The 15,321-nt window shown below is 65.6% G+C and carries 14 protein-coding genes and 2 pseudogenes; 10 read left to right on the forward strand and 6 right to left on the reverse strand.

Features of this window, described 5'->3' with window-relative positions; all coding sequences use genetic code 11:
* The first annotated feature begins 3 nt into the window (after positions 1 to 3).
* A complete protein-coding gene (locus ACVWWN_RS17620) occupies positions 4 to 831 on the forward strand; it encodes an ATP-binding cassette domain-containing protein (protein WP_457145008.1) in 828 nt (275 codons plus the stop codon).
* A gap of 100 nt (positions 832 to 931) precedes the next feature.
* The gene (locus tag ACVWWN_RS17625) at positions 932 to 1,096 is read left to right on the forward strand and encodes a hypothetical protein (protein ID WP_457145009.1); all 165 of its coding nucleotides are present in this window, start codon (positions 932 to 934) and stop codon (positions 1,094 to 1,096) included.
* A gap of 292 nt (positions 1,097 to 1,388) precedes the next feature.
* On the opposite strand, the gene ACVWWN_RS17630 is transcribed toward ACVWWN_RS17625, so the two are convergent.
* From ACVWWN_RS17630 to ACVWWN_RS17650, 5 genes are read right to left on the reverse strand one after another with little or no spacing between them, the layout of a single operon-like run.
* Positions 1,389 to 1,643 (reverse strand): hypothetical protein, encoded by a 255-nt coding sequence (locus ACVWWN_RS17630; RefSeq protein ID WP_457145010.1) that lies wholly within the window; start codon positions 1,641 to 1,643, stop codon positions 1,389 to 1,391.
* 55 nt (positions 1,644 to 1,698) lie between these two features.
* Positions 1,699 to 2,661, reverse strand: coding sequence for a Gfo/Idh/MocA family protein (locus tag ACVWWN_RS17635; protein ID WP_457145011.1), 963 nt, complete (start codon positions 2,659 to 2,661; stop codon positions 1,699 to 1,701).
* The gene (locus ACVWWN_RS17640) at positions 2,658 to 3,530 is read right to left on the reverse strand and encodes a sugar phosphate isomerase/epimerase family protein (RefSeq protein WP_457145012.1); all 873 of its coding nucleotides are present in this window, start codon (positions 3,528 to 3,530) and stop codon (positions 2,658 to 2,660) included. Before ACVWWN_RS17640 ends, ACVWWN_RS17635 begins: the two co-directional genes overlap by 4 nt.
* The gene (locus tag ACVWWN_RS17645) at positions 3,527 to 4,534 is read right to left on the reverse strand and encodes a Gfo/Idh/MocA family protein (RefSeq protein ID WP_457145013.1); all 1,008 of its coding nucleotides are present in this window, start codon (positions 4,532 to 4,534) and stop codon (positions 3,527 to 3,529) included. Before ACVWWN_RS17645 ends, ACVWWN_RS17640 begins: the two co-directional genes overlap by 4 nt.
* Positions 4,531 to 5,694, reverse strand: coding sequence for a phytanoyl-CoA dioxygenase family protein (locus ACVWWN_RS17650; RefSeq protein ID WP_457145014.1), 1,164 nt, complete (start codon positions 5,692 to 5,694; stop codon positions 4,531 to 4,533). Before ACVWWN_RS17650 ends, ACVWWN_RS17645 begins: the two co-directional genes overlap by 4 nt.
* 82 nt (positions 5,695 to 5,776) lie before the next feature.
* On the opposite strand from ACVWWN_RS17650, the gene ACVWWN_RS17655 reads away from it, so the two are divergent.
* The 6 genes and pseudogenes from ACVWWN_RS17655 to ACVWWN_RS17680 form a co-directional block, all read left to right on the forward strand.
* Positions 5,777 to 6,781, forward strand: coding sequence for a LacI family DNA-binding transcriptional regulator (locus ACVWWN_RS17655; RefSeq protein ID WP_457145015.1), 1,005 nt, complete (start codon positions 5,777 to 5,779; stop codon positions 6,779 to 6,781).
* A gap of 297 nt (positions 6,782 to 7,078) precedes the next feature.
* Complete coding sequence (locus tag ACVWWN_RS17660) at positions 7,079 to 9,079, forward strand: 2-oxoacid:acceptor oxidoreductase subunit alpha (protein ID WP_457145016.1); 2,001 nt, start codon at positions 7,079 to 7,081, stop codon at positions 9,077 to 9,079.
* Positions 9,076 to 10,161 carry a 2-oxoacid:ferredoxin oxidoreductase subunit beta gene (locus ACVWWN_RS17665; protein WP_457145017.1) on the forward strand — a complete coding sequence of 362 codons (1,086 nt, stop codon included), beginning with the start codon at positions 9,076 to 9,078 and terminating at the stop codon, positions 10,159 to 10,161. The genes ACVWWN_RS17660 and ACVWWN_RS17665 overlap by 4 nt, the downstream gene beginning before the upstream one ends.
* Positions 10,162 to 10,171: 10 nt before the next feature.
* Entirely contained in the window at positions 10,172 to 10,765 is a 594-nt protein-coding gene (mobA, locus tag ACVWWN_RS17670) for a molybdenum cofactor guanylyltransferase (protein WP_457145018.1), read from the forward strand.
* Between the two features lie 1,134 nt (positions 10,766 to 11,899).
* A pseudogene (locus ACVWWN_RS17675) lies at positions 11,900 to 12,133 on the forward strand (transglycosylase family protein); the annotation flags it as partial.
* Positions 12,134 to 12,427: 294 nt separating this feature from the next.
* Positions 12,428 to 12,682 (forward strand): annotated as a pseudogene (locus ACVWWN_RS17680) (transglycosylase family protein); the annotation flags it as partial.
* 222 nt (positions 12,683 to 12,904) lie between these two features.
* On the opposite strand, the gene ACVWWN_RS17685 reads toward ACVWWN_RS17680, so the two are convergent.
* A complete protein-coding gene (locus tag ACVWWN_RS17685; protein WP_457145019.1) occupies positions 12,905 to 13,360 on the reverse strand; it encodes a cupin domain-containing protein in 456 nt (151 codons plus the stop codon).
* 431 nt (positions 13,361 to 13,791) lie between these two features.
* Between ACVWWN_RS17685 and ACVWWN_RS17690 the strand changes: the two genes are divergently transcribed.
* Entirely contained in the window at positions 13,792 to 14,682 is an 891-nt protein-coding gene (locus tag ACVWWN_RS17690) for a LysR family transcriptional regulator (RefSeq protein ID WP_457145020.1), read from the forward strand.
* A 26-nt stretch (positions 14,683 to 14,708) separates the two neighbouring features.
* Positions 14,709 to 15,281, forward strand: a complete 573-nt coding sequence (locus tag ACVWWN_RS17695) for a hypothetical protein (protein WP_457145021.1) — start codon at positions 14,709 to 14,711, stop codon at positions 15,279 to 15,281.
* Positions 15,282 to 15,321 lie beyond the last annotated feature (40 nt).

A 15,321-nucleotide genomic window follows, 5' to 3' on the forward strand; every position in this document is an offset into this window, starting at 1 on the left:
CGCGTGACCGCAACAGTGGAACGTCCCGAGCACGACGCCCCGTCCGGCGGCAAGGTGCCGTTGGTCGAGCTCAAGAATGTCGGCAAGTCCTACGGGAACATCACTGCGCTCAAAGAGATCTCGCTTCGCGTCCACGCGGGAGAAGTCACCGGGATCCTCGGTGACAACGGCGCAGGCAAGTCGACCCTGATCAAGATCATCGCCGGACTGCATCAGCAGACCGACGGCGATCTACTGGTCGACGGTGAGTCGACGAAGTTCAATTCGCCCAAAGAGGCGCTGAGCAAGGGCATCGCGACGGTCTACCAGAACCTGGCGGTGGTGCCGTTGATGCCGGTATGGCGCAACTTTTTTCTCGGTCAGGAGATTCGTCAGAAGAGCTTCCCGTGGATGCTGGACTCCAACGCGATGCGGGCGACCACGCTGACGGAGTTGTCGAAGATGGGTATCGACCTGCCCGACGTCGACGTGCCGATCGGCTCGCTGTCGGGCGGCCAGCGGCAGTGCGTCGCGATCGCCCGTGCGGTGTTCTTCGGCGCGCGTGTGCTGATCCTCGATGAGCCGACCGCGGCACTCGGCGTCAAGCAGTCGGGCGTTGTGCTGAAGTACATCACCGCCGCCAAAGAGGCCGGCTTCGGTGTGGTGTTCATCACGCACAACCCGCACCATGCGCACATGGTGGGTGACCATTTCGTGCTGCTGAACCGAGGTCGGCAGAAACTTGACTGCACGTACGACGAGATCAGCTTGGAGCACCTCACGCAGGAAATGGCGGGCGGCGACGAACTCGAGGCGCTGTCGCACGAATTGCGTGGCAAGTCCGCCGAATAAGGTAGGAAGACGTCACAGTTCGACGGCAATTCACCTATGCGACATCGATACGCGGCGTGCCCGCTCTGCCGGTTTTGCGCCGACACGGCACAATGTAGTCATGGACAGTGATCGCGAATCATCGGTGCGTACGCCGGTTTGGCGTGACCCGCTGTCGGTCGGATGGCGTGCACATCGCAATCTGCTGATGCTGCGGCTGCGGTGGCACGAGCGGGCGCAGACACGTCCGCTGGTGAAGGTCCGGGGGTCACGCGGACCCCGGTGATGTCCCGCCTCTTGGCGCAGAAAGCCTTGCGGTACTTGACGGCCGACTGACAGCTTGCGCGGTTACCGTGTGCGGCCATGCCACGACAAGAGCCGCCGGAAAACCCCGATTTCTATTTCGAGCCGACTCGTGCCACGAACTACCGATCGCAGGGCGGGTATGGGGACCCGTACGCTGCCGCTGCGCCACCGCAGACACCGTGGTTCCGCCGTCCGCCGGCACTCGTCGCCGCGGGCGCGCTGGCGGTTGTCGTCCTGGCGGGGTTGGCGATTGGCGCGATGACACTGATGTCTCATTCGGCTCCGTCGTCGGTCAACACCACGAGTTCATCGGCTGCGCCGGCCCCCAGCACCACCACCGCTGCGCCGGCCACCCACCGTTCGCGCAGCGGGGGCACCACCGTCGTGACGGAGGCGCCGCCGGTGGCGACCGACACCGTCACGGCGCCCGCGACGGACACCACCACCGTCACCGCCACGGATACCCCGACACCGACCACCACCGCGCCGCCGACGACGGACACCAGCACGGTGACCCAGACGGTCACCGTCCCGCCGACCCGCGAGCCGTTCTTCCCACGCCGCCAGGGCCAGTAGCACCGGTCAGCGAGGGGACATGCCCGCGGCCCGATATGCGGCGTCGATATAGGCCATGTTCTCCACGGCGTCGGCCGAGTCGATCGGCAGCGGCGCACCATGCAGAACGTGTGCGGCGAACGCCTCGAGCTGGTAGGTGTACGACGGCCGGGTGCCGAGTCGTTCGACCGTCGTGCCGGTCGGTGTGCGGATGGTCAGCCGGTCATCATCGTGCGGCTTGACGAAGTTGTGCACCAATACATCTCCTCGGGTCCCGACGATCCGGAGGGTGAACATGCGATCGTCGGCGACCATGGAGTTGGCGCTCAGGCCCGTCTCGCCGCCGGGAAATGCGAGTTCGACATCGCACCAGGCGTCGATCCCCGGACTGCGCTGTTCGGCGTGTGCGCGGACGACCGACGGATGGCCCAGCCGTCGCATCACATGCAGGCCGTAGCACCCGAGATCCATCAGGGCGCCACCGGCCAGCTCGAATGACCACCGTGGGTCGGAATCGGCAGGCGCGGGCATCGCCATTCGCACCTCGACGTGGACGAGCTCGCCGAGCGTGCCGTCGGCCGCGAGCTCGAGTGCGCGCCGGGTCGCCGGATGGAACAGATAGTGGAATCCCTCCATCACCGTGATCCCGGCGGCATCGGCCGCATGCGCAACCCGCTCGGCCTCGGCGCGGTCCCGGGCATATGGTTTCTCGGTGAGCACCGGTTTCCCGGCCGCGATCGCGGCCAGATTCCACGGTGCGTGCAGCGAATTGGCGAGCGGGTTGTAGACGGCGTCGACCTCGGCATCGTTGATCACCTCGTCGTAGGAGGCCAGAACACGTTCCACGCCGTGCTTCTCGGCGAACCCCCTGGCCCGCAGCGGGTCGCGCGCCGCGACGGCCACCAACCGGTGACCCAGTTCGTGCGCGGGCCCGACGATCGCGAGCTCGGCGATCCGGGACGCGCCGAGCACGCCGATTCGCAGCGTCACGCCGGGACGCGGTTGCAGAGGTCCTGCAGGTAGCCCACGCTGGCCCGCACGTCACGCATCGGCCCTTCATCCGAGGGCTCATCCTCGAGTATGGTGTCCTGTTCCATCACGAACCAACCGTCAAACCCGTTGGTCCGCAACGCGATAACGATCCCGGCAATGTCGATGTCACCGGCGCCGAGCCGCGTGTACATCCCGTTCCGCACGGCGTCGGTATAGGTGAGCTCGCCGTTTTGCACGCGAGCGGCCAGCGCCGCGTCGACATCCTTCAGGTGGGCGTGCGCGATCCGGCCGGGCACCTCGCGGGCCAGCTGCAGGGGATCGGTTCCGCCGATCAGCAGATGACCGGTGTCCAGGCACAGCTTGATCGCCGAACCGTCCAGCACGCGTTCGACATCCGTGCGGGTCTCGACCATCGTGCCGACGTGGGGGTGCAATACCGCCGATACTCCACGATCGGCGGCGACATCCGCGAGCCGGTCCAGGTTGGCCAGCAACGTGTTCCACTGGGCATCGTCGAGTGTGGGACGGGAGTCGTATCCGTCGGTACCGGTCGCTGCGGCGAGGACGAGAACCGCGGCGCCAGAGGCCACCAGGGCGTCGAGTGGCGCCGCGATGTCCGGCACCGGATCGTGCTCGACATCGTGCAGAAGTACTGGCACGAACGCCCCGACGCAGCTCAACCCGTACGAGTCCAGCAGCGTCGTCAATTCGGCCGGATCCGACGGCAGGAAGCCCTCGGGACCCAGTTCGGTCGCGGACACGCCGACGGCCGCCATCTCGGTCAGCACCCGGTCCGACGAGAGCTGGTGTCCCCATCCGGGCACCTCACACACCCCCCAGGAGATCGGCGCGGCAGCAATCTTCATCGTGACTTCACTTCCTCTACGCGCACCGGGGTACGGCGCTGCAATGACTCGGTGGCCGCTTCGGCCAGCCAGGCGACCTCGACCGCATCGGCCACGGTAACAGCGGGCGCGGCGGCGCCGTTGACGACGTCGACGAACGCTGCCAGTTCGGCACGGAAGGCGTCGGTGAAGCGATCCATGAAGAAATTGTGCGGCGGCCCCGACGGAAACTCGTTGCCGGGATCGGCATTTCGCACAGGGACACCCTGATCCCACCCGGCGACCACCGTATCCGCGAAACCGTGCACCTCCAGCCGGCAGTCGTATCCGTGCCCGTTGTAGCGGGCCGCGGACACCACGCCGAGTGCGCCCTGGTCGAAGGTCACGACTACCGCGGCCGTGTCGACATCGCCGTACTCGCTGAACAGCGGATCGCCCTGCACGCTGCCGGTGGCGTACACCTCGACCGCCTGCTGGCCGGTGACCCATCGGATCACGTCGAAATCGTGGACGGCGCAGTCGCGGAAGATGCCACCCGAGCCGGCGATGTAGTCCATGGGCGGCGGTGCGGGGTCCATCGTCGTGCTGCGCACGGTGTGCAGCAGGCCCAGTGAGCCGTCGTCGACGGCGCGCTTGACCGCGGCGAACGCAGCGTCGAACCGGCGCTGGTAACCAACCTGCACCGGTACCCCGGAGCGGGCGATCACCGCGGCCACCCGCGCGCTCTCGGCGGCGGTGGCGGCGATCGGCTTCTCGCAGAACGTCGGGAGTCCGCGCTCGATGGCGGCCAGGGTCAGCTCGGCATGGGCCGGCGTCGCGGCGGAGACGACAACCCCGTCCACGCCGGACGCCAGTAACGCATCGACCGAATCAACAGGTTTGGCACCATGTTTCGCGGCAACGGCCGCGATCACGTCGGGCCGTTCATCAGTGACGACCAACCCGCCTACGCTGTCCAACCCGGACAGGGTGTCGACGTGGAACGCGCCGATGCGGCCCAAGCCGATCACGCCGAGTGTCGTCATGGAATTCTCCGTTCGTCCTGGCCGCGAAGTGCGGCGTCGAGTTGTTCAGGGGTGAGGTCGTCGGCCAACGCGCTCAGCACCGTATCGACCTGGCTCGGCGGCGCCAGGCTGCCGATCGGCTGGTCCCGGTCCAGGTTGGTGGGGAAGGCGTAACCCTCTGCCGTCGCCACCACGGTGTTGACCAGTTCGCGGTGCGGTCGGCCCGCGGCTTTCATCGCACACAATGCCGGATAGATGGCGCGCACCATCGCACCGCGGTCCAGCGCCTCCATCGCGCGCCCGAACGGCGACGAGATCTGCAGCAGGTTGGCGATTCGGCGGATATCGGCCGAGATGTTCGAACCGGCACCGTGATACAGCGCGGGGTTGAAGAACATCGCATCACCCTTGCGCAGGGGCAGCTGGACGTGCTGCTCGGCGAAGAACTCGATGAACTCCGGGCGGTTGAACGCGATGTAGCCGCCCCTGAACCGCTGCGAGTGGGGCAGCAGCATCGTGGGGCCGCTCTCCACCGGCATGTCGCAATGGGCCACCGCGCCCTGCAGGGTCAGCACCGGTGAAGTGGTGTGCACGTGGGCCGGATACTCCGCCAGATGGTCGACCGGGACGAATCCGAGGTGGTAGTCGCGGTGCGGAACCTGCTGTTGGCCACCGGGATTGACGACATTGACCTGTGAGGTGACTTGATAGCGCGGACCCAGCCAGGCCTGGCAGACGGTAGCCAGCGCGTCATTGGCGTAGTACTCGGCGAAGACCTGCGGTGATTGCAGCGCGAGCTTCTGCGCCGCGTTCCAGATGCGGTCGTTGGCGCCGGGCTTACCGAAGTGATCGCCTGCCGCCGCGCCCGCCGCCCGCTGCGCCTCGATGATTGTGAAAAAGGCTTCGCTGGCGCGATCGACGACGTCGGGGGAGTAGGCACCCTCGAAGACCACGACGCCGGGTCCGTCGGCCAGCGCGCGAATCAGCTCAGTCGCAAGCTCCCGGCAGTCCGCGGTGGCGACAGTGGTCGCCGAGTAGACAAGCACGTTGGACCGCACATCGCGGGCGTGCGGGTAGTCGGCGAGTTCGGTCGCTCGGATGACTTGCGCGCGGAACTCCTCGAGTCGGCAGTCGGACTCGTCGATCCACGACGTGTGCGTGGTGCCCACCGGTGCGGCCATAGCAGTTAGTCTTGCTGTGAGATCGACCGCATTCAACACCAGAAAGCCATCAAAAAACCCTCAGGATAGCGGGGCCCCGCCGATGCCGCACCGGTACAAGGTTCGGGAGATCGCTCAGCAGTCCGGGCTGAGCGAGGCCACGGTCGACCGGGTGCTGAACGAACGGCCCGGCGTCCGCCAGAACACCAGGGCCGAGGTCATGCAGGCGATCGCCGACCTGGACAAACAGCGCGCCCAATTGCGGCTCAACGGACGCCGCTACCTCATCGACGTGGTCATGCAGACTCCGCAGCGATTCTCCGACGAATTCCGCACCGCCGTCGAGGCCGAACTGCCGGCATTTGCGCCGGCCATGCTGCGGGCGCGATTTCACCTCTGGGAGACGGGCGCCACCGACCAGATGGTGGACACTCTCGGCCGGCTGCGCGGCAGCCACGGCGTGATCCTCAAGGCTCAGGACGAACCGGAGGTCGCCGAGGCTGTCGACCTCCTCGTCGCCTCCGGCACCCCGGTGGTGACGTACGCGACCGATGTGCCGGGCAGTTCGCGCTGCGCCTACGTCGGCATCGACAACCACGGCGCGGGGGTCACCGCGGCCTACCTGATGGACCAGTGGCTGGGTTCCGCGCCGTCGGACGTGCTGATCACCGTCAGTAACACGGTGTTCCGCGGTGAGGGCGAGCGGGAAATGGGTTTCCGCACGGCTCTTCGCGGTTCGGGCCGGACGATCGTCGAGGTCAGCGACAGCGACGGCATCGACGAACCCAACGAACGCCTGGTTCTGCAGGCGCTGGAGCTGCACCCGAAGGTGGAAGCCGTTTATTCGGTCGGCGGCGGCAACACCGCGACGGTGGCTGCGTTCGAGAAGTCGGGCCGGCAGTGCCGGGTGTTCGTCGCACACGACCTCGACGCGGACAACCGGCGGTTGCTGCGGGAGGGGCGCCTCTCGGTGGTGCTGCACAACGATCTGCGTGCGGACGCGCGGCTGGCGATGCGGCTGATCCTGCAGGAGCGTGGCGCGCTGCCTGTCGAGCCGGCCCGGCCGGTGCCGATCCAGGTGATCACCCCCTTCAACCTGCCGGCGTAGTGCTAGCCAGGGGCTACCGGCCGGTAACCGTTTCCTTAGAAATGACGCCTGGTTGACAGTGACAGAAAACACAATTGCGTCTTATGAGGTGTGCCACCACGCCCCCTGAGCAGTAGGTTCGAGCGGATTCCGATTGCTGGAGCCGCGCGCGTCGGGTGAAGGGTTGACTAAGAGAAGTGCAATAATCGGTACTGACAGTGACATAAAACTCCTGCGGATTTCATCGACGGCGCGTCGACCCGACTGCGACTCGGAGGACATGCGCAGGAGGCAGTCCGACAAGACGGAGGCAGGCGAGTGGGGGCGAACGGCAACGGAGCCACTCCGGGCAATGATGTGGGCGGCGGCTCCGCAGGCTCCGCGGTTGGACGGCAGAAGCTGGAAAAAGTTGTCATCCGATTTGCCGGCGACTCCGGTGACGGGATGCAGCTCACCGGTGACCGGTTCACCTCAGAGGCCGCTCTGTTCGGCAATGACCTTGCCACGCAACCGAATTACCCCGCCGAGATCCGGGCCCCCCAGGGCACGCTGCCGGGCGTCTCTTCGTTCCAGATCCAGATCGCCGATTACGACATCCTGACCGCGGGTGACCGTCCGGACGTCCTGGTCGCGATGAACCCGGCAGCGCTGAAGGCGAACGTGTCCGATCTGCCGCGCGGCGGCCTGATCATCGCCAACTCAGACGAGTTCACCAAGCGCAACCTCGCCAAGGTCGGCTACGAGGGCAACCCCCTGGATACCGGCGAGCTCTCCGACTACGTCGTCCAGGCTGTGCCGATGACCACGCTGACGCTGGGCGCGGTCGAGGCCATCGGGGCGTCCAAGAAGGACGGCCAACGTGCGAAGAACATGTTCGCGCTCGGCCTGTTGTCGTGGATGTACGGACGCGAACTGGAGCACAGCGAGGCGTTCATCCGCGAGAAGTTCGCCCGCAAGCCAGACATCGCCGAGGCCAATGTGCTGGCGCTCAAGGCCGGCTGGAATTACGGCGAGACCACGGAGGCGTTCGGCACCACCTATGAGGTGTCGCCGGCGAAACTGAAGACCGGCGAATACCGCCAGATCTCCGGCAACACCGCGCTGGCATACGGCCTGGTGGCCGCGGGCCACCTCGGCGAGTTGCAGATCGTCCTCGGCACCTACCCGATCACTCCGGCGTCGGACATCCTGCACGAACTGTCCAGGCACAAGAACTTCAATGTCCTGACCTTCCAGGCCGAGGACGAGATCGCCGGTATCGGCGCGGCGATCGGCGCGTCCTACGGCGGCGCACTCGGCGTCACCAGCACGTCGGGCCCCGGCATCTCGCTGAAGTCCGAAGCCATCGGCCTCGCCGTGATGACCGAACTTCCGCTGATCGTCATCGACGTGCAGCGCGGCGGGCCCTCCACCGGGCTGCCGACGAAGACCGAGCAAGCCGATCTGCTTCAGGTGCTCTACGGGCGCAACGGCGAGTCGCCGGTCGCGGTCATCGCGCCCCGCTCGCCATCGGACTGCTTCAACGTAGCGGTGGAGGCCGTGCGCATCGCGGTGACCTACCACACGCCGGTGGTCATTCTGTCCGACGGCGCGATTGCCAATGGCTCTGAGCCGTGGCGCATTCCCGACGTCAGCACGTACGCGCCCATCAAGCACATGTTCGTGAAATCCGGCGAACCTTTCCAGCCGTATGCGCGCGACCCGGAGACGCTCGCGCGCCAGTTCGCAATTCCGGGCACCCCGGGTCTCGAACACCGCATCGGCGGGCTCGAGGCGGCCAACGGTTCTGGCAACATCTCCTACGAGCCGAAGAACCACGACCTGATGGTGCGGCTTCGGCAGGCCAAGATCGACGGCATCGCCGTCCCGGACGTCGAGGTCGACGACCCCACCGGAGACGCGGAACTCCTGCTCCTCGGTTGGGGCAGCAGCTACGGCCCCATCGGTGAGGCGTGCCGCCGCGCGCGCCGCAAGGGCATCAAGGTCGCCCACGCGCAGATCCGCAACCTCAGCCCGCTACCGGCCAACCTCGGCGAGGTGCTGCGAAGCTACCCGAACGTGGTCCTGCCCGAGATGAATCTCGGCCAGCTCGCGCTGCTGCTGCGGGGTAAGTATCTGGTCGACATCCAGTCGGTGACCAAGGTGGAGGGCATGGCGTTCCTCGCCGATGAGATCGAGGGCATCATCGACGCCGCACTGAACGGGACATTGAACGACAAGGAAACGGACAAGGCCAAGTTCGCCCGGTTGGCGGCGGCGACGGTTGAGACGAGCGACGCGAATGAGGCGAGCGTGACTGGCGTGGGAGCGAACGCATGACTGATGTGATCGGAACGGAACACCCTGATCTGGGGCTGACTCCGCTCGCGAAGACCAGCGGTGTGCCGACCACCGACGAGCCGCAGAAGTCCAAAGACTTCACCAGCGACCAGGAGGTGCGCTGGTGCCCCGGATGCGGTGATTACGTCATCCTCAACACGATTCGCAACTTCCTGCCGGAGCTGGGGTTGCGCCGCGAGAACATCGCGTTCGTCAGCGGCATCGGCTGCTCGAGCCGCTTCCCTTACTACCTCGAGACCTACGGCTTCCACTCGATTCACGGCCGCGCCCCGACCATCGCCACCGGGCTGGCGCTGGCCCGCAACGACCTGTCGGTGTGGGTGGTGACCGGTGACGGCGACGCGCTGTCGATCGGGGGCAATCACCTGATCCACGCGCTGAGGCGCAACATCAACATCACGATCCTCCTGTTCAACAACCGGATCTACGGCCTGACCAAGGGGCAGTACTCGCCCACGTCGGAGGTCGGCAAGGTCACCAAGTCGACGCCGATGGGCTCGTTGGACTACCCCTTCAACCCGGTGTCGCTGGCGCTCGGCGCCGAGGCGACGTTCGTCGGCCGCGCGCTGGACTCCGACCGCAAGGGTCTGTCGGAGGTCCTGCGCGGCGCCGCCCAACACCGCGGCGCCGCACTGGTCGAGATCATGCAGGACTGCCCGATCTTCAACGACGGCTCGTTCGACGCCTTGCGCAAAGAAGGCGCCGAAGAGCGCCTGATCAACATTCGCCACGGCGAGCCGATCACGTTCGGCGCCGACGGCGAGTACTGCGTGGTCAAGTCGGGCTTCGGCCTCGAAGTGGCCAAGACCGCCGACGTTTCCGCGGACGAAATCGTCGTGCACAACGCGCAGATCAACGATCCGGCCTACGCGTTCGCGCTGTCACGTCTCTCCGAGCAGAGCCTCGAGCACATGGTGATGGGCATCTTCCGGCAGGTCAGCAAGCCGACCTACGACGACGCCGCCCGTCAGCAGGTCGCGGCGGCGCGCGAGGCCAGGCCGCACGACACGGCCGCGCTGCAATCGCTGCTTCGCGGCAAGGACACCTGGACCGTCGACTAACGTCACCCTGGTGACGACCTCTGTGCCGCTGGCGGCGGTGGTACTGGCCGGCGGGGCGTCGCGACGGATGGGTCGCGACAAAGCCACGCTTACCTACGACGGCTCAACACTTGTCGAACGGGTGGTCTCGGCGGTCAGTGCGCGGTGTTCGCCGGTCTTCGTCATCGCGGCCCCGGGCCAGGCCCTGCCTGCCTTGCCGGCGGAGATCCTCCGGGACGAGGTGCGCGGCGTCGGGCCTCTCCTTGCGACGGGCCGCGGGCTACGAGCGGCCGCCGATGCCGGCCACGAGCTAGCCTTCGTGAGCGCCGTGGACATGCCTTACCTGTCTGCTGATCTGATCGACGAACTCGCAGGTCCGGCAGTACGTCTGGGTGCCGATGTGGTGCTTCCGTGGGACGGCCGTGACCACTATCTGGCCGGCATTTACCGAACCGCACTGTTCGACCGGATCACCGAGCTCGTAGCGGCGGGGCAACGCAGCATGCGCGCGTTGGTCGACAGCGTCGACACTCAACGGATCGTCATGGCCGAGCAGCCCTCGTTGACCAACGTCAACACCGCGGCCGATCTGTCTGCCGCTGACAGCCTGCCAAAAATTAGCTAGCAAACTCTCCTATTTCGCGCGGTGGATTTGTCGTCGCTAACGTTTCAATCTTTAGTATCTAATTTGAGCGTTATATTCCGCGATAAATGACAGTTGGCGCGTGCGAACGACGCCGAATTTCGCGCCCGGTGCTCACTCGAGATCTGCCCAGATCTCGTCCGGGGCCTGCGATTTGGGCAGCCTCGAGCCGATAAACGCAGCTATTCGAGCACTTTTCGGGCCGCGATTACGCCCTCACGGGACGCCGCGCATGGCGGGCAGGGTTGCGCTGGTCCGTTCGGCACGTGGAGACAGCCCGTGGAGCACCAAACCCTCCACGGTTGGGACTGCTGACGTCGCGAACACCGGACGCCGGCTCGGCGAAACACGCTGAAACGTACTGATTTTTGCCGTCGAACTACCCCGAATCCGCTGCCGCCGCACAAACGCCGATTGGTTCACTCTTGGACGCGGATGAAGTTTCGTCAAAGTGAAGTGGCAAGGGATTAGCCGTCGAAAAGGGTCCGAGACCTGCCGCGATGGCCAGCGAACCGCTCGCCGATCAGTGCTCGGCGGAAGCATTTTGAGGGTGACACAGCCCGAACCGCCGTGGCGTGAACGGATATGACGGCGATATGCGGTGGTCCAGCTCACAAAATCGTCGTGATTTGGCTCACGGTGCCGCCTCGACGCTGCGAGTTCAGTCGTGGCGTCAAACCCACATCTGACCTGCACATTCAAATTATCAATGGTGATCGTGATCTGTCTGTTATCAAACCGCTACACGTTCGTTCCGGATATGACTTTGGCCGATCCGCTTTGTACCGTCCGAACAGCTCCGAAACGAGCAAATAATTTCAAAACCACGAACCTGCGCGTGAGTGGGGCTGTGGAAGGCGAGTGCGTCTTCAACGGCCGTCGGGCATGACGTCCGGCGAGGCACATCCCGCCTCCCCTGCCGCACCTGACCGAGACGGTGCGGCCCAACCCTCCGGCCTGTACAGGCCCCCAAACGCCCGCCCCCGCGGGCGTCGATGGCGCGCGCTTGGCGAAAGGATCGAAGTGAAGAACATCCGCAAGACGTTCGGGCTGGCCACCATCGCCGGCGCGCTCGCAGTCGCGCCGATGGCGTTGGGCACCGGCACCGCGAATGCGGCCAGCGGCGTCAATTGGGACGCCGTCGCGGCGTGCGAGTCAGGCGGTAATTGGTCGACCGCTACGGGCAATGGCTACTACGGTGGCCTGCAGTTCACCATGGGCACCTGGCGTGCCAACGGGGGCTCCGGTGCGCCCCAGCATGCCAGCCGCGAAGAGCAGATCCGGGTCGCCGAGAACGTCCTGCGCACGCAGGGCATCCATGCATGGCCGGTATGCGGCCGACGCGGCTAGGCCGAAAAAAGAACGAATAATTCTCGTTGAATGAGGGCGGTGCCGGGCGATATGCCCGGCATCGTCTCTATTTCCTCACAAGCCTCTTACACCAGATAAGTAACTAATAAAACTCGCGACACGTCTGTAACACGTGATGTTTATCACCCGAAGTACCGGTTGACCGCATCGGAGAGCTCGCTCTTCACCGCGGGCCTTGTGTCAAACGGTCGGGGAAGGACCGCAGAGATGAACCTTCGTAAGGCAGTTACCAAAGGTCTGATGGCGGCCGCAATCACCGGGGCGCTCACGACCGTCCCCGTGGCCCTCTCGACGGGCACCGCCAACGCCGACACCGTCAACTGGGACGCCATCGCGCAATGCGAGTCGGGCGGCAACTGGTCGACCAACACCGGTAACGGCCACTTCGGCGGCCTGCAGTTCAAACCGGCCACATGGTCGTCGAACGGCGGCGTCGGCAGCCCGGCGACGGCTTCGCGCACCGAGCAGATCCGCGTGGCAGAGAACGTTCTCCGTAGCCAGGGCCTCAAGGCGTGGCCGAAGTGCGGGGCGCAGGCGGCCAGCCCGGCCGTGTGGAGCAACACCGTGCCAGCCGCGCCCGCCAGGCCGGCTGTGGCCTCAGGTTGCGCCGCGATGCCCTCCAGCGGCTTGTTCGGATTCGTCAACCCGCGGCAGATGTGCACCGCCCTGCTCAATCCGCTGGGCGCCTTGGGAGCGGCACGCTGACACCGGCAAACGCGGACAGCCGACGAGGGGTGCTGTCCGGTCCATCTACTCGAAACTGCAGCCCGGGTTGGGGGCGCTGTCGGAGGTGGGTGCGCCGGCGGGGTCGACATAGGTGACCTCGAGTATCACCGGGACCGGACCGAGGTTGCGCGCCATGTGTACGTGGTCGGGACCGGTCGGATCGGTGATGGGATCTCCGACGTTGTACACACCGTCTTCATAGCAGTCGGATTCATAGTGGGTCAGCGTGCCAGCTTTGACTATTCCGTAGATCTCGCCCTGGTGGGTGTGCCAGCCGGTGCTGCCACCCGGCGCGATGGTGATGTCGCTGACGATGTAGTCCTTGCCCGCGACTGTCTGCTTTGACAGCGTGACGGCGGTGGCACCGATCGTGGGCGTGGCCCTCGCCGGTCCAAGCGCAACTGCCGAGAGTGCTGCGGCAGCGGCCATCGGGACCAGGGCTCGCGCCGCGCGCTGGACACGACTCGTTGGTGTTGTCACTAACCTTCTTCCTCCGCCGCGTGCATCGAGAACGTCAGTAGTGCACTGATATTGGGTGCGCTTGGGCATTCAGCCTAACAATGTCCGACTCTGATATGTAACCGGGCGCACAGCGCTCACCGGATGCCCGCAAATATGCGTGAAGTCGCGTGTGAGGCAGCAAAACGCAGAAACGGCACCGGTATGTGAATAACCGTGTGCCGCAGGGTAGATCGTCGACTTGAGGGTGACTCAGACGTCCTGATCGAACGCGCCAGGACGGATCCGCGGCTTCCGAAATATGAAACTTTTGAGCGTCGAGCTGAGAATTCACGAATGCGATACCTTGCTGATCTGCGTCGATTCGAGGCGTCTGCGGATCGTAGACGGTGGAATCGTGAGGCGGTGGCCCGCGGTATCGAATTCTCAAAGTATTTGGCTATCTTTGCCGAATGACAACGTTGCGCACATTGGAGTGCCTCGTCGCTCTGGTGGATCACGGTTCCGTCAGTGCGGCCGCCGCGTCGCTTCACATGTCGCAGCCTGCGCTGTCGCATCAGATCGCCGCACTCGAGAAGGAGCTCGGTGCTCCGGTTGTCGAGCGGTTGTGGCGGGGCGTGCGAGTCACCGCCGCGGGTCGTGCCAGCGCCGAGGAAGCCCGATTGGCATTGCGGGCGGCCGACCAAGCGATACAGATCGGAAGACGGGTCGGTGCCGGTGGCGCCGGGCGATTGCGGATCGCCTGCGTCGAGACCATGACCGCATGGTTGTTGGTTCCCGTGCTGCGTCACTGGCGTTCTCGGCATCCAGACGTCCATCTCGATCTGGCCGAGTACACCAGTTCCGATGCGATGGTCGCCTCGATCGCGGAGGACCGCGCCGACATCGCGATCGGGCCGCGTCCCACCAAGACCGACGCGCATCTCGAGGTCTTCGGGCAAGAGGAAGTCGTGGTCGTCGCCAGCGCGGCGCATACCTTTGCGCAGGTGTCCGCGGTGTCCATGCAGGCCCTGTCGGCCGAGCCGTTCGTGCACTACGACCCCGACAACGGGATGGCGGTCTGGGTCGATCAGCTGGCGTCGCGCCACGAAGTGGTTCTCAATCCCGCGCTACGCACCCGAAGTCCCCGCACCGCGGCGCAGCTGGCCGCGGCCGGTATGGGGGTCACGATCGTGCCGGTGTCGGCATTGGCGCCGCGCCCCACAGGCGTGGTGCGCAGGCTGCGCCCGATGATCAAGCGCGACGTGGTCGCCGTCGTTGCCGCGCCGTCGGACACCCTGGTGCAGAAGTTTGTCGGCGATATTCATCGCCGCGGCTTGCCGACGTGGTCGGCCCTCACATAATTCGCTGCGGCAGAAGAGATGACACATTGAAAACCCAGCCGCCTCCGCTCCGGCTCGGGCTCAGCATGGTCGGGTCGGGCTCGCCGGCAGCGCAACGTGCACTCCTGCGGCATGCCGGTCAGATCGGCTTCGATGTGGTTCACCTGATCGAGGTGCCACGCTCGGGCGGCGCCGCGGCAGCGCGGTCGGGCGTGCCGGCGGACCTGGTGCTCAACGGGTCTTACGAGCTGCTCAAATTGGGTCAGATGGATCGCGTCATGGTGGGGATCGGTCCGCTTCGAAGTACGGGCGGGGAGATGGCCGAGCAGGTGGCGGTTGTCCGGTGTAAGGCCGAGACGTCGGCCGAACCGGTCGAGATCGCGTTCAACTTCCTGCAGGTCTCGATCGACGATCCGAACGACTTGTCCGTGGTTCGTCAACTGCTGCCCGATACGCCAGAGGCGGAGTTGCGGCGCCTCGCGACCGTGCTGGACGGATCCACAGCTTCTGCCGTCGATCGAATCCGACACTTCTACGAGGAACTGGGCATCAGTTTCCTGACGTTCCACATGTCGCACGCCACGGAGTGGAAAACGGGGCCTTCGCAGATGAGGGTGTAGAGGTAGTCGGCGCGTCGTTGCTGGGATAGGGGTCGAGGTC

The sequence above is a fragment of the Mycobacterium sp. URHB0021 genome, assembly GCF_054057895.1.

Excerpts from the sequence above, each read along its gene's own strand:
- ACVWWN_RS17625 (WP_457145009.1), top strand. The coding sequence starts at position 932 with ATGGACAGTGATCGCGAATCATCGGTGCGTACGCCGGTTTGGCGTGAC.
- ACVWWN_RS17640 (WP_457145012.1), bottom strand. The coding sequence starts at position 3,530 with ATGAAGATTGCTGCCGCGCCGATCTCCTGGGGGGTGTGTGAGGTGCCC.
- ACVWWN_RS17645 (WP_457145013.1), bottom strand. The coding sequence starts at position 4,534 with ATGACGACACTCGGCGTGATCGGCTTGGGCCGCATCGGCGCGTTCCAC.
- ACVWWN_RS17650 (WP_457145014.1), bottom strand. The coding sequence starts at position 5,694 with ATGGCCGCACCGGTGGGCACCACGCACACGTCGTGGATCGACGAGTCC.
- ACVWWN_RS17655 (WP_457145015.1), top strand. The coding sequence starts at position 5,777 with ATGCCGCACCGGTACAAGGTTCGGGAGATCGCTCAGCAGTCCGGGCTG.
- ACVWWN_RS17665 (WP_457145017.1), top strand. The coding sequence starts at position 9,076 with ATGACTGATGTGATCGGAACGGAACACCCTGATCTGGGGCTGACTCCG.
- ACVWWN_RS17690 (WP_457145020.1), top strand. The coding sequence starts at position 13,792 with ATGACAACGTTGCGCACATTGGAGTGCCTCGTCGCTCTGGTGGATCAC.